Origin of the sequence: Desulfospira joergensenii DSM 10085, from assembly GCF_000420085.1 — a bacterium.
Taxonomy (GTDB): domain Bacteria; phylum Desulfobacterota; class Desulfobacteria; order Desulfobacterales; family Desulfobacteraceae; genus Desulfospira; species Desulfospira joergensenii.
The window spans coordinates 1,092,857-1,105,931 of the sequence record NZ_ATUG01000002.1 but is presented as its reverse complement, the minus strand read 5'-3'; the positions used below and the strand labels follow the sequence as shown (position 1 = coordinate 1,105,931).

12 protein-coding genes are annotated in these 13,075 nt (G+C 52.3%); 4 read left to right on the top strand and 8 right to left on the bottom strand.

Annotated elements, in window-relative coordinates; all coding sequences use genetic code 11:
- Positions 1–33 precede the first annotated feature (33 nt).
- Complete coding sequence (locus tag F608_RS0117445) at positions 34–1,245, bottom strand: EAL and HDOD domain-containing protein (protein WP_022666944.1); 1,212 nt, start codon at positions 1,243–1,245, stop codon at positions 34–36.
- A gap of 98 nt (positions 1,246–1,343) precedes the next feature.
- Here F608_RS0117445 and F608_RS0117435 point away from each other — a divergent pair, with 98 nt between their 5' ends.
- Positions 1,344–1,559, top strand: coding sequence for a hypothetical protein (locus F608_RS0117435; protein WP_022666942.1), 216 nt, complete (start codon positions 1,344–1,346; stop codon positions 1,557–1,559).
- Here the strand turns inward: F608_RS0117435 and F608_RS0117430 are convergent.
- Entirely contained in the window at positions 1,552–2,748 is a 1,197-nt protein-coding gene (locus tag F608_RS0117430) for a TraB/GumN family protein (protein ID WP_022666941.1), read from the bottom strand. The genes F608_RS0117435 and F608_RS0117430 overlap by 8 nt on opposite strands.
- 160 nt (positions 2,749–2,908) lie before the next feature.
- Here F608_RS0117430 and F608_RS0117425 point away from each other — a divergent pair, with 160 nt between their 5' ends.
- From F608_RS0117425 to recN, 3 genes are read left to right on the top strand one after another with little or no spacing between them, the layout of a single operon-like run.
- On the top strand, positions 2,909–3,091 hold the full coding sequence (locus F608_RS0117425) for a hypothetical protein (RefSeq protein WP_022666940.1): 183 nt from the start codon (positions 2,909–2,911) through the stop codon (positions 3,089–3,091).
- On the top strand, positions 3,075–4,049 hold the full coding sequence (locus F608_RS0117420) for a nucleoside recognition domain-containing protein (protein WP_022666939.1): 975 nt from the start codon (positions 3,075–3,077) through the stop codon (positions 4,047–4,049). Before F608_RS0117425 ends, F608_RS0117420 begins: the two co-directional genes overlap by 17 nt.
- Positions 4,009–5,703 (top strand): DNA repair protein RecN, encoded by a 1,695-nt coding sequence (gene recN / locus F608_RS0117415; protein WP_022666938.1) that lies wholly within the window; start codon positions 4,009–4,011, stop codon positions 5,701–5,703. The genes F608_RS0117420 and recN overlap by 41 nt, the downstream gene beginning before the upstream one ends.
- On the opposite strand, the gene betA is transcribed toward recN, so the two are convergent.
- From betA to F608_RS0117385, 6 genes are all read right to left on the bottom strand, one after another.
- Positions 5,704–7,356 carry a choline dehydrogenase gene (betA, locus tag F608_RS0117410; protein ID WP_022666937.1) on the bottom strand — a complete coding sequence of 551 codons (1,653 nt, stop codon included), beginning with the start codon at positions 7,354–7,356 and terminating at the stop codon, positions 5,704–5,706.
- Positions 7,357–7,447: 91 nt separating this feature from the next.
- Positions 7,448–9,292 carry an aldehyde ferredoxin oxidoreductase family protein gene (locus F608_RS0117405; protein WP_022666936.1) on the bottom strand — a complete coding sequence of 615 codons (1,845 nt, stop codon included), beginning with the start codon at positions 9,290–9,292 and terminating at the stop codon, positions 7,448–7,450.
- Positions 9,289–9,690, bottom strand: a complete 402-nt coding sequence (locus F608_RS32415) for a 4Fe-4S dicluster domain-containing protein (protein WP_341833815.1) — start codon at positions 9,688–9,690, stop codon at positions 9,289–9,291. Before F608_RS32415 ends, F608_RS0117405 begins: the two co-directional genes overlap by 4 nt.
- Before the next feature lie 169 nt (positions 9,691–9,859).
- A complete protein-coding gene (locus tag F608_RS0117395; protein WP_022666934.1) occupies positions 9,860–11,080 on the bottom strand; it encodes an ABC transporter substrate-binding protein in 1,221 nt (406 codons plus the stop codon).
- 85 nt (positions 11,081–11,165) lie between these two features.
- Positions 11,166–12,128: a branched-chain amino acid ABC transporter permease gene (locus F608_RS0117390; protein WP_022666933.1), complete on the bottom strand. Its 963-nt coding sequence runs from the start codon at positions 12,126–12,128 to the stop codon at positions 11,166–11,168.
- A 3-nt stretch (positions 12,129–12,131) separates the two neighbouring features.
- Entirely contained in the window at positions 12,132–13,034 is a 903-nt protein-coding gene (locus F608_RS0117385) for a branched-chain amino acid ABC transporter permease (protein WP_022666932.1), read from the bottom strand.
- Positions 13,035–13,075: the final 41 nt, after the last annotated feature.

Sequence of the window (13,075 nt, the reverse complement as noted above, 5' to 3'; positions counted from 1 at the left end):
TGGCAAATGGATCTGCCCCTTTGACCGGAATCTTCAGGTGAAGAAAGAATCCGCCATAAAAACCGCTTCCCGGTAAAATTCCGGCAGCTTGGACAGGATCTTTTTCCCCTGGTAAAGATGAAAGAGACGATGGTCCCAGTTCCCTTTTTCAAAACCAATGACCAGGGCCAGGATCTGCCTGAACTGTTTGTCAAATCCAAGAAGGGCATGGGTGATCTTCTCAGAAAAAGAGAGTTGCTCCAGGATCATGTACATGGGCATGTCCAGGATGGCGTCAATGGACGAAAAAAGTCCGATGGTGAAAAGCTCCTCTGTGGAAAACCGGGTTCTCAGGACGGTCCCGCATTGTTCGCACATCCTGGCACGGATCATGGCCAGGCGGACCAGTTCACTCGGTTTGTTGTCGTTGAGATCGGACAGGACCACCAGGCTGATGAATTTGCGTAACTCATTAATTCCCAGAACCAGGATGGCCTCTTTAATGGTATCGATGGGGGCGGGGCGGAGAAAATAGGCGGAGTTCATGAATTTGAGCAGTTTGAAGGATACAGACACATCCCTTTTAATCAGGTTCTCCAATTGGGCAAGGTCCGGATCCGTCCGGCCGGCTTGATCAATGAGCTTGAACTTGGTGATCTGGTTGGTGGAAATCTCTTTCTGACTCAGGATTTCCGGTCTGGCGAAAAAATAGCCCTGAAAAAGTTCAAACCCCATGTCCCTGGCCTGTACGAACTTCTGATGGGTCTCTATCTTCTCCGCCAGCAGGGTAACGGGGTAAACGGCTTTGAGCCTTTCTACAAGAGGGCCCAGGGTATCCAGGGGAGTCATCATCAAGTCGAATTTAATGATGTCGCACAACTCCAGCATGGGTTTGAATTTTTCATGGTAGACGAAATCATCCAGGGCGATCCGGAACCCCTGCTCCTTGAACTCCTGAAGAGCCTGGATCACCTCGGGCTCAGGTTCAATGTCCTCCAGGACTTCAATGATGATATGTTCCTTGGGAAAGAACAGGGGAATTCTTTGAAGAATCAGTTCCCGGGTAAAATTGATCAGTCCGGGTTTGCCTCCAAGAATTTCATCAAGGCCAAAGGAGAAAAAGGTGTTGGTCAGGACATTTGAGGTGGCAGTATCACCGTCAACATCAGGAAACACGTTCTCAAAGCCGAGCCTGAACAAAAGCTCATAGCTAAAAATTTTTTTGTCTGCTGTGAAAACAGGCTGCCGCGCAACGTAAATATCCATTGTTCAAGGATGCTGTTTCTGGGTTTTGAAATTATAATCCGCATGATATGGAACATATATAAGCTGAAAATCATTATAAATGCAAGGCTGGAGTCAATTTGAGTTCAGATGAAAAAGGCGTCTGCCATGCGCAGGGCGTCCATATAGAATTCCGGCAGCCTGTCCAGGACCTTTCGGCCCTGGAGGATCTGATAGAGCCAACGGTGAAAAATGTATTGATCAGGACCATTGAGGGGACTGTATCCCCGTCGATACCGGGAAAGGTGTTTGCAGTATCCGACCGGAAGTTCGAAATATGGAAGGATATCAGCTGATCAGTTTGAGCATCAGGGGAACCGCCGTCCAGGTTCCGATGGCCGAGCCCAGATTGGTAAATACGACCACCAAAAGGATCCGGGTGACATTGTTCCGCCAGAATCCCCGGACAGATGCAATATCATTGGGGATGGCTTCCAGATCCCTGACTTTGGGTTTCCGGGAAAAGGCCTCCACCAGACCGGATACCCATCCGGCAGCGATCATGGGATTCAGGGAAGTCAGGGGAGCGGCCAGGACAGAGGAAAGGATGGTATAGGGATGGGCCAGGGCAAGGACAGCCCCCAGCCCGGCAAAGATACCGTTGGCCGCCACCCAGATCCATATCATGTCGGTTCCTGCATTTTTCCCTTCCATCATGAATCCTGCGGCAAAGAGCAGCAGGATTAAACCGGGGATCAGCCATTTTAGGATCTTCCCCAGATGGCCGGCCTCTGGGATTTCATCCAGCTTTGCCAGGTCAATGGGGGTGTCTTTGGTGATATATCCCTTTATCCCGGGCACATGGGCCGCCCCTACAACGGCCAGGATCTTCTCCCCCGGCGCAGTCCGGATATTTTCGGCCAGATACCGGTCTCTTTCGTCGATCAGGGCCCTTTCAATGATGGGATGGGTCTTTTTTACGTCGGAAAGCAGGGTTTTTAAAATATCCTCCTGCTTCATCCGTTCGATATCCTCTTCTTTGATGTCATCTGAGTTCCCGAAAGAAAAGACAATGGAACCCATGAGTTTAAACTTGGCCCAGAACCCCATGCCCCGCCATACCCGGGAAAGGGTGGTCTGGATCTCCCGGTCCGAGGGTTTGATCAGGGCTCCGGTTTTTTCAGCCGCCTCAATGGCGTTGATCATCTCCTGGCCCGGTTTGATCTTGAATTTATCGGCAATTTTTTTCTGGAAAGAGGCCAGAATAAGGTTCATGAACAGCATCAGGGCCTTTTTCTCCTTGATGATCTTGATGATATCCATGTTTCGCCAGCGGTCGGCGTCCCGGATGGCTCCCAGTCGGGTGGAGCAGAGTTCCACACAGACCGTATCCGGATTCTGCTCTAAAATGATTTTTTCCACGAGTTCGGCGCTCTGTCTGGACACATGGGCCGTACCAATGAGAATGATTTCCTTGTCCCGGTATGACAGATGATGAATGTCCGTCTCCAGGGATGTCTGATCTGAATCTATGGCCTCTTCCATGTCCTTCTACCTTTTAGATATTGTTAAAACAGCGACTTGATTATAATCATTTTATCTTCCATGGCAACCTTAAATCCCCCTTCACTCTTTTCATATCCGAATCCCCAAGTCGACCAAGTTGAGGTTGACCTCGGGCTGCGCTTCTGTTATTCAGTTTCTCATGAAATCCCTAGACGAACAGATACTCAGAACCGCCAAGGAGATCGTAGTCAAGTTCATTGAAATGGGCCGGCTCTCTCCTTCAAATATCCATGAATCCTTTAAGGATATCCATGCAACTGTGAATGAAACGGTGAAGAAGAACATCAACAAAGACATCCCCTCCGATGATCAACAGGTATAGTGGAATTCGGCAGAGCATCCGTGCCGGCCTTAAAAAAGGCTGGAGCGGTCTGATCTGGCTGCTCAAAATCCTCGTGCCCATCTCCTTTGCCACGGCCCTGCTGGTGCATTTCGGAATCATTTACAAGCTGGATTTTCTTTTAAATCCCCTCATGAACCTGATCTGCCTGCCCGCATCTGCGGCCCTGGTTCTCATTGCCGGACTTTTTACGGGAATTTACGGCACTGTGGCCGCCCTGTCTGTCATGCCCTTTTCCATGGATCACATGATTCTCATGGCCGTATTCACCCTGATCTCCCACAATATCATCCAGGAGTCCATGGTCCAGGGAAATTCCGGGATCAATCCCTTTTTTGCCGGGTTTTTCAGGCTGGTATCGGCCTTTATCGTCACCTTTGCCTGCGCCAAAATCATGGGGGTGACCCCGGGAACCGGGGCTGGAATTTCCATGGCAGTCCCGGCCGGGAGCGGGATTTCCTTCCCGGCCATGATCTGGAAATGGAGCCTGACCACCCTGGGTTTATGTCTCCAGATCTTTCTTATCATCATGCCCCTGATGGTGATGATCGAACTGGCCAAATATTTCAATGTCATTGCCGTTGTCACCCGTTTTTTTTCCCCGGTGCTGTCCGTTCTCGGCCTGGACCGGTCCTGCGGAATGCTCTGGATGACCGCTGCTGTTTTCGGTCTTGCCTACGGATCGGCCGTGATCGTGGAGGAGACAAATTCCACCCGGTACGATCCAAAGGACCTGACCCGGCTCCACCTTTCCATCGGAATCAACCATGCCATGATCGAGGACCCGGCCCTGTTTCTGCCCCTTGGGATTCCGCCCTTCTGGCTATGGATTCCCCGGCTCATTGCGGCCATGATTGCCGCATGGCTCTTTTCTGCATTCTCTTTCGCATGGAGCTTATATGCTAAGCGAACTTGCCATAAAAAAATTTGCGATCATTGAAGATATAAGGATCTCCTTCCGGCCGGGACTCTCCGTCCTCACCGGGGAAACCGGTGCGGGCAAGTCCATCATCATCGAGGCCGTGAACCTGCTTCTAGGGGCCCGGGCATCCTCGGACCTGGTCAGGACCGGAGAGGAGGCGGCAGAGCTTACGGCAATTTTCGATCTTGAACCCGATTCTCCGGCGGCAGAGATCATGGAGCAACAGGGCATGGACCGGACCGAGGGCCTGATCATCAGAAGGCTGATCTCAAGCTCGGGCAAGGGAAGGGTATTTATCAATTCCCGGCCCTCCACCCTGGACCTGCTCAAACAGGTCACCCGGAACCTGGCCGGGGTTGCCAGCCAGCACGCCCACCAGGGACTGCTCAAAGAGGAAAATCACCTGGAACTCCTGGATGAATTTGCCGGCACCACCGGGCTCAGGAACGAAATTGAAACCCTGTACCAGGCCATCATGCCCCTGAAGTCGGAAATTGAAGACCTAAAAAAGGAATTGGAGGAAAAGATCCGGGAAAGGGATCTGATCCAGTTCCAGGTGGATGAGATCCAGGCAGCCGCCATTGAAGAGGATGAGGACAAGACCCTGGAAAGCCTCAAGGAAAGACTCATGAATGCGGCCCGGATCTTCGAGGCTGTGAACGGGACCATCCACGAGATCTATGACCAGGAAGGATCTGTCATTGAGAAACTCTCCGGCCTCAAAGCCGGGATTGAACGGTTCAGCCAGGCCGATCCGGATCTCGGATCCGCAGCAGAACGGCTGGAATCGGCCGTATTTGATCTCCAGGACCTGACCCATACCCTGAGGGATTACTCCTCCTCCATTGACCTTGATCCAGAGTCCCTTGAACGGGTGGACCAGCGCCTGGACCTGGTTTCCCGGCTCAAGCGCAAATACGGGGGAAGCCTGGAGAGCCTGTTTGAGCGCTACGAGGCCATGACCCGGACCCTGGATCAGACCCGGGATCTGGACAGACAGATTCAGGCCCTGGAAAAAAAGCAGAAGGATCTGGAACTTGTGATCATTGGAAAAGCCGGGAAGTTATCGGAACAAAGGCAGAAGGCCGGAGGCCGTCTGTCAGAACTGGCAGCCGGGGAGCTGGAAGCCCTTGAGATGGGCAGGGCCCGGTTTGAACCTTTTTTCTCCACCCGGAAATCCGATTCTCCCAATGATATTGTCACCCCGGCCGGAGACAAGGTCTTTTCCTCGGGCCTGGACAGGGTCAGCTTCATGCTCAGCCCCAACCCGGGAGAAGATCTAAAACCCCTGGCCAGGATCGCCTCCGGCGGTGAATTGTCCAGGATCGTCCTGGCCCTGAAAGCGGTGCTGTCCAAAAACCAGTCCCTGGAAACCCTGATCTTTGACGAGGTGGATGCCGGTATCGGGGGAGCCACTTCTGAAAAAGTCGGACTCAAATTAAAGGAATTGGCCCGCCGCCACCAGGTCATCTGCATCACCCACCTGGCCCAGATCGCCAGGTTCGGCAACTTCCAGTTCAGGATCTCCAAGCAGGTGGCCAAAGGCCGAACCACAACCTCTATCCTTCCCCTTGAAACCCGGGAGGAAAGGGTGGAGGAACTGGCCCGCATGATCGGCGGGACCCATATCACCGACGCCACCCTTGCCCATGCCCGGGAACTTCTTGTCTGATCAGGCCTTATGTCTGTAAAATTCAGCGGTTGACGGCGGTTCCGGGGTGTTGCCCAGAATCAGGTCACAGGCCTTTTCCGCCACCATCATGGTGGGAGAGTAGATGTTTCCATTGGTCACATAGGGCATGACCGAGGCATCCACCACCCTGAGGTTTTCCATGCCGTGAACCTTCATGGAATCCGGATCCACCACAGCCATATCATCCTTGCCCATCTTGCAGGTGCAGGAGGGATGAAGAGCGGTTTCCCCGTCCTTGGCCACCCAGTCCAGGATCTCCTCATCCGTCTCGATATGGGTGCCCGGAGAGATTTCACCGCCGTTAAATTCATCAAAGGCCGGCTGGTTCATGATCTTTCTTGCGCACCGGATGGCCTCCACCCATTCTTTTTTGTCCTGGTCCGTGGACAGGTAGTTGAACTTGAGGGCCGGATGCTGTCTGGGATCTTTGGATTTAATCTTAATGGTGCCCAGGGAATTGGAGTACATGGGACCGACATGCACCTGATACCCATGATCCGAACTGGGCTGGCTTCCGTCGTACCGGATGGCCAGGGGCAGGAAATGGAACTGGATATTGGGGTACTCCACCTCATCGTTGCTGCGGATGAATCCGCCGGCCTCAAAATGGTTTGTGGAGGCAGCCCCTGCCCGGTGAAAAAGCCACTGGTATCCGATAAAAGGCTTTTTCCACCATTTCAGGGCCGGATTCATGGACACGGGTTTCCTGCACTTGTACTGGACATAGACCTCCAGGTGATCCTGCATATTTTCCCCGACGCCGGGAAGATCGTGGACCACATCAACCCCCAGGGCCTTGAGCTCTTCCCCATTGCCGATGCCGGACAGCTGAAGGATCTGGGGAGAGTTGATGGCACCGCCGCAGCAGATGACCTCTCCGGACAGAACCCGGTTGGGGGTGGTGCTTTTGCCTTTGACAAATTCAACACCAATGGCCTTTTTGCCGTCGCAGAGGATCTTTGTGGTCAGGGCCCGGCAGACCAGATCCAGATTGGGCCGCTTTTTTAATATCGGATGCAGATAGGCCCTTGCCGCACTGAGCCTCCTGCCCCTATGGATATTCCGGTCAAAGGCGCCAAACCCCTCCTGCTGATATCCGTTCACATCATCGGTCAGGGGATAGCCGGCTTCCTTGGTGGAAGCCAGGAAAGCGGCAAAGAGCGGGTTCTTGCAGGGGCCGGTCTCAAGGATCAGGGGGCCTTTATCCCCGTGGTACGGGTCCGGGCCCTTGAGGCGGTTCTCCGCCCGCATGAAATAGGGAAGGTTATGGGCATAATCCCAGTTTTCCATTCCCGGATCCTTGGCCCACTTTTCATAATCCATGGCATTGCCCCGGATGTAAATCATCCCGTTGATGCTGGATGATCCCCCCAGAACTTTTCCCCGGCCGTGAAAGACTTTCCTGTTGTTCATATGGGGTTCGGGTTCCGACTCGTAGCACCAGTCATAGAATTTATTTCCAATGGGGAAGGTCAGCCCCGCAGGCATGTGTATGAAAACATCCCAGATATAGTCAGGTCGGCCGGCCTCCAGCACCAGGACGCTGGTAGACGGGTCCTTGCTCAGCCTGTTGGCCAGGACACACCCGGCAGAACCTCCGCCGATGATAATGTAATCGTATTTTTCCTTCATCCGTAAACTCCTTTACACTAAAATATAGGGTCATCCGCAGATGATTCCGTCACAACCGGACCGCTTTCAGGATTCAAGCCTCCAGGCCTGCCTATTGACGGTTTCCGGCATCATCCAGTTTCAATCGGCCCAGGGTCTTGTCCAGAGGGACGCCTTTTTCACTCCATCCCCTGATCCGGTAGTACTCCTGTTTCATATACGCCATATCTTTTTCCGATATCCTGTGCCCCTTAGCAGGGCCGTCCGGCAGGGCTTCTTTGACAAAACGCCTGGGAAGGGTGTCCTGGCTCTCCTCTGCTCCGTTTTCAAGGTTAAAGCACCGGGTCAGGTTCCAGATCCGCTCTCCTGTCTCAATAAAGTCCTCTGGATCTATTTTACGTCCCGTGGCAGCCAAGAACATTTTCGCATAGGTGCCCTGGGAAATGCCGAAGCTGCCGAAATCACATTTGACCAGGGCATCTGTACCGGCGGAATAATTCTGCAGGTCAATGACCATCTGGGCCTTGTTTTCCGGCAAAAGGGGATCCATGGGGGTCCCTTCATATTCACCGGACAGTTCATAGGATACGGGAAACCCCCTCTGGTGGCAGCCGCCCCGGTCCGTGGTCATATAGGCAAGGCCCATTCCGGAAACCCCTCTGGGTCCCCATGCCGGGGTTTCAAGTCCCTTGGTATGATTCGCAAACGTTAAGGCCTCCTCCCCCAGTTCCCGGGCCGCTTTTTTCACACCCTTTGAAAGGAGAATCCCGATCTCATTCTTTTTGGTTCCCATGGAATGGATGAGAAACTCTGCGGCATCGGCATTGCCAAATTTTAATTCTATCCCCTCAGGAGAAGGGATGATGCCTTTTTCACAGGCTTCCATGGCAAATCCGATCAGATTGCCGGAAGACATGGAGTCCATTCCGTACAAATCGCAGAGTTTGGTCAGATGGGCCACGGCCCGGATATCTGAAATATCGAGGTTGGCCCCTAAAAGGGCTGCAGATTCATACTCCACAATATCGGTGACAAAGCCTTTATATTTCCCCGTTCTTACCGCTCCGATCTTGCTGCAGCGGATGGGGCAGCCCATACAGGCGGAACTGCCAAGCCACAGGTGCTTGGACTGGCCCTTGTCTGAAATCTTGGAGGCCTTGGCAAAGGTCCCGTTTTTATAATTCTTATGGGGCAAAAGGCCGGTTTCATTGGCATATTCCACGGACGATGCCGTGCCGGCCTCCCTGAAGACCTCAATATCCGGACTTTCCTCGAGTTCTTTAAAAGCCGTGGCACAGGCTCGTTTAAACCCTTCTGGATCATGGACCCGGACAGGGTTGGATCCTTTTACGGCAATGGCTTTCAGATTTTTAGATCCCATGACGGCTCCGGCCCCGCCCCGGCCGGCCTGGCGGTTATATTCACAGCAGATCAGGGAAAAAAGCACCTGGTTTTCACCGGCCTGGCCGATGGTGGCGATCTTGAGGCTGTCATCCCCAAGCTCTTTTTTGATCATATGATTTGCCGCAAGAGTGTCTTTTCCCCAGAGATGGCGGCCATCTTTTATTTCAATTTTATCATCGTTGATCCAAATATAGGATGGATGTTCGGCCTTTCCTGTAATGATGATCCCGTCATATCCGGCATATTTGATCTCCGGACTTAAGCTGCCGCCAAAATAGGAATCGAGAAACAGGCCGGTAAGCGGACTTTTTGTGACCACGCATCCCCTCATGGCCGGCGCCAGGGTCCCGGTCAGGGGTCCTGTCATGAACATGAGCAGATTATCCCGGCCAAGGGGGTTTGTGCCCGGGGAAACCCTGTCATAAAGGAATTTTGCTCCAAACCCTTTTCCACCGATAAAATCCTGTTTCAAAATATCGGGAACCGGAAGGACTTCAAAGGATCCGTGGGATAAATCAATCATGAGCAGTTTGTTTGTGTAGGCGTTCATCATCGATTCTTCCTTGGGAAGACAAGTTCAAGGGCTCCGGTGGGGCAAGCTTTAACGCACAGGGGTTCCCCATGGCACAATTCGCACTTTACCGCTTTTCGGGTATCAGGATCCATTTTCACCATTTCAATGGGACAGTATTCCACGCAGGTTCCGCATCCGATGCACCGGTCTTCATCGATGCAGACAATACCCTGGTCGTTTCTCTTTATGGCCTTGGCAGGGCAGACATTCATGCAGTATGCATTTTCACATTGATTGCAGACCACCGGGGTATGGTAAAGATTTTCACGGCTGTGCTGGATGGTTAACCGGGCCCGTCCCGGAAGGTAACCGCCCAGCAGATCCATGCTGCATGAAAGCTGACAGATGCTGCAACCGGTGCATTTGTCAAAATGAATGTGGATGAGGGTGTTGATAATTTTCTCCTGATCTTATGCTTTTTTGTACTTTAAATATCACATAGTAGGTACTATGTAAAAAGGTTTTTTTATCCCCATTCCTCTATTTTTGAATAAGAGAGCGTCACCCTTGTGGCGCTCTCTTATTCAGGTCAACTTCAGACGGGTATTATTTTATCCAGCGGGGTTTGATAAACTTGGCCCCGGGATAGGGTGTCAGTGGCGGATCCGTATAAATGGCCTGGAGCTCGCCGTTCTGAACCTGGTAATGAACTTCCGGAGATCCCTTCTGGAGACGGAGCACATTGTCCTTGTCCCAGGTGATTTTTCCCTGAATCCCCTCGTATCCGTTTTCTTTTAAGTACTTGTTCACCCCTTTAAAATCATAGGCATCCCCTACCTGGGTAACGGCATTGGCCCATGCCTTTACCGCTGTATAGGTGATCCAGGCACCGGCAGGAACCTGATAATTGTAGAGTTGATGCCACTTCTCAAGCCAGGCCTGTCCGGCTGCATTGGGAGCCTTGGGGCCGGGCAGTCCGGAAGGCATCTCTCCGATCAGACCGTCGGCTTTTTCTCCCAGAACGTTAATGACTTCACGGGGGGTAATTCCCCAGCCGAGGCTGACGATTGAATTGGTGGGCCGTTTCAGAAACTGCTGGAAAAAAGAGATATTCTCCTGGCCGCTGGCAATTTCAAAGTGAATCAATGCGGGTTTGATCCGCCGGATCTGGGACAGAACCACTCCCCATTCGGTGGTTCCGTAGGGCACGGTTTCCCTTTTGGCCACTTTCCAGCCGATTTTCTCAAAATTTTTGATCAGGGTGTCTGACACTTCAAGACCCCAGGAATCATCCGTATTGATGACAACGATTTTTTTGTTGGGCCACTCATAGGGAAGATTGGTCAACATACGGAACACGCTTTCGGCCTGGTCCGGTGCAGTGGGAGTCAGCTGATAGATATTGGAGTACTTTTCCGGATCTTCTCTGAAGACCTGGACAGCCGCCTCCGAACCGTCATCGGCAAAGAAGGGGGCCTCATACTTCCCGTAGGCACGGACATCCTGACCCCATCCGGCCCATCCGGCATGGATGGAGGCAACTTTTTTCTGACCGCACAGGTAGTTTGCCGCCTGCATCACGATTTCCGGCTCAAATCCCTTGGAATCAAACCGGATGATCTCAATCTGTTTCCCCAGCAGCCCGCCGGATTCATTGATCTCATCCACGGACATCTTAATGCCGTTAAAATAATCGGCGCCGGATCCGGCGGCCCACCCGGTCATGGGGATGGGCACGCCTATGGGAATCGTGTCAGAGGCAATAACGCCCTGGACCATGATAAAACAGATCGCCAGAATCAGCGGCAACAGCTTAAACCTTTTCATAAAACCTTCCTCCTTGTTATTAAAATACAAACCCACTTATGATGAACCGGAGACATATTCGGTCTTTTTTACGCCGGAATTTAAATCAGGCCTTTTCAGCCTGGTTGATCCGCTTTGAAAAAAAACCGACTACACCCTCCGGCAAAGCCAACACGAGGATAACGACCATTGCCCCCATGGTCACGGCACGATAGACGCCCAAAGGAGACATCAGTTCGCTTGCCGCCACCACCAGGAAAGAGCCGATGACGGCTCCTGGAAAATGGCCCAGACCGCCGACCAGTATCATGATCATCAATATGCTGAACAGGTCCAGGTCCAGCATTCGGACCGAAAGAACTCCGTAAAAATGTCCGTAAACCCCTCCGATGATCCCGGTGAGGAACGAAGTCAGGGCAAATACCATGAGTTTATATTTAAAGGCGCTGATGCCCAGGCTCATGGAAAAGGGCTCTGAATCTTTCAGGGCCAGGAATGCAAGCCCCCAGTACGATTTGATCATCACCATTATGGTGGTTACGCAGGCAAGGGATATGAGCAGGATCAGATAAAAGGTGGGAACGATATTGTCCGTACCAAAGGTATACCCCAGAATACTGATGGGAGGTATGGTCAAAAGTCCTGCAGCGCCGCCCGATCCCAGGGCAATGCCGATCTCCCCCTTTAAGAGGGGTTGAAGTGCCATGTGAACCCCGAAGGTGACCAGGGCCACGTAGGGGCCGGCCAGCTTAAGGCAGGGAAGTCCCACCAGCACGCCCATGCCTGCAGTGAAAATGCCGCTGAGCACAATGGAGAATGCGGGAGTGATCCCGTACTGAATGGAGAGGATGGCCGAGCAATAGGCTCCGATCACAAAAAAGGCCACCTGTCCGAAGGAGAAAATCCCTGCAAATCCCATGATCACGTCCCAGGAGGAAGCCACCACAGCCCAGATAAGACACATGATCAATATATTCATAATATAGGGGACGTCCCCCAGGAAAACCGGCAATATGGCCAGAATTCCGTAAGAAATTCCAATGATGGCTGCCATCTGTTTTAATTGCATGATTTATGCACCCTTTCCCATTAACCCTTGAGGTCTGATGACCAATGTTGCCAGTAAAAGAACGAAAAGCGCGATAATGGTATAGCTCATACCAAAGGTCCAGCCCACAAAGGCTTCCATCATACCGATGATGAAAGCGGCATAGAGACCGCCCCGGATGGATCCCATTCCCCCGAAGGCCGTTACCACCCAGGCCTTTACCATGATGGCCCCGCCGGAAGTCGGATTGATGAACAATTTCTGACTCAGCAGGATCCCGCCGAACCCCACCATGACGGTGGATATGGCAAAGGTGGCGGCAAATACGCGCTGGATGTTGATGCCTACGATCTTAGCACCTGCCGGATTCTGGGCCACGGCCCGGACAGCCAGTCCGGTCCGGGTGTTGTTCAGCATCCAGCCGAACAACAGGATTCCCCCCAGGGACATCACGAATATCATGATATCCTGGTAGGAAAATACGATCTGGCCGATTTCCAGTATCCCGTCCAGGATGGGCGGCAGGGATTTGAGTTTTACCCCGAATACCACCATATAGAGATTGCTCAAAAACAGGCCCAGGCCCAGGGTCAGCATCATCACCCGGTTTTCCCAGTCCGGCCTTTTTCTCAGGGGGGCAACCAGGAACTTTTCCAGTCCGTACCCGACTCCGAATAAAATCGGCATGACGATGAGGATGACGGTGAAATAGCCGCCGAACTGAAGACCCAGGCCTACGATCAGGATCCAGGCCAGGTACCCTCCCATATTGAAAAAATCCCCATAGGCAAAATTAAAGGCTTTTGTCACACCGTAAACCAGGGTCATTCCCACGGCCATCAAAGCATAGACAGAGCCGTTGGAGAGCCCGGCGATGATGACATCGGTGATCTCGTAAAACAATAAAATGGTGTCTTCACTAAACATTGCGGTCTCTTTTCCAGAAAATGGTAAGTCTTTTATTCAAA

What these genes read in the sequence shown, in the direction of transcription:
- F608_RS0117445 (WP_022666944.1), bottom strand. Translation starts at nt 1,245, where the DNA reads ATGGATATTTACGTTGCGCGGCAGCCTGTTTTCACAGCAGACAAAAAA.
- F608_RS0117430 (WP_022666941.1), bottom strand. Translation starts at nt 2,748, where the DNA reads ATGGAAGAGGCCATAGATTCAGATCAGACATCCCTGGAGACGGACATT.
- F608_RS0117425 (WP_022666940.1), top strand. Translation starts at nt 2,909, where the DNA reads ATGAAATCCCTAGACGAACAGATACTCAGAACCGCCAAGGAGATCGTA.
- F608_RS0117420 (WP_022666939.1), top strand. Translation starts at nt 3,075, where the DNA reads ATGATCAACAGGTATAGTGGAATTCGGCAGAGCATCCGTGCCGGCCTT.
- recN (WP_022666938.1), top strand. Translation starts at nt 4,009, where the DNA reads ATGCTAAGCGAACTTGCCATAAAAAAATTTGCGATCATTGAAGATATA.
- betA (WP_022666937.1), bottom strand. Translation starts at nt 7,356, where the DNA reads ATGAAGGAAAAATACGATTACATTATCATCGGCGGAGGTTCTGCCGGG.
- F608_RS0117405 (WP_022666936.1), bottom strand. Translation starts at nt 9,292, where the DNA reads ATGATGAACGCCTACACAAACAAACTGCTCATGATTGATTTATCCCAC.
- F608_RS0117395 (WP_022666934.1), bottom strand. Translation starts at nt 11,080, where the DNA reads ATGAAAAGGTTTAAGCTGTTGCCGCTGATTCTGGCGATCTGTTTTATC.
- F608_RS0117390 (WP_022666933.1), bottom strand. Translation starts at nt 12,128, where the DNA reads ATGCAATTAAAACAGATGGCAGCCATCATTGGAATTTCTTACGGAATT.
- F608_RS0117385 (WP_022666932.1), bottom strand. Translation starts at nt 13,034, where the DNA reads ATGTTTAGTGAAGACACCATTTTATTGTTTTACGAGATCACCGATGTC.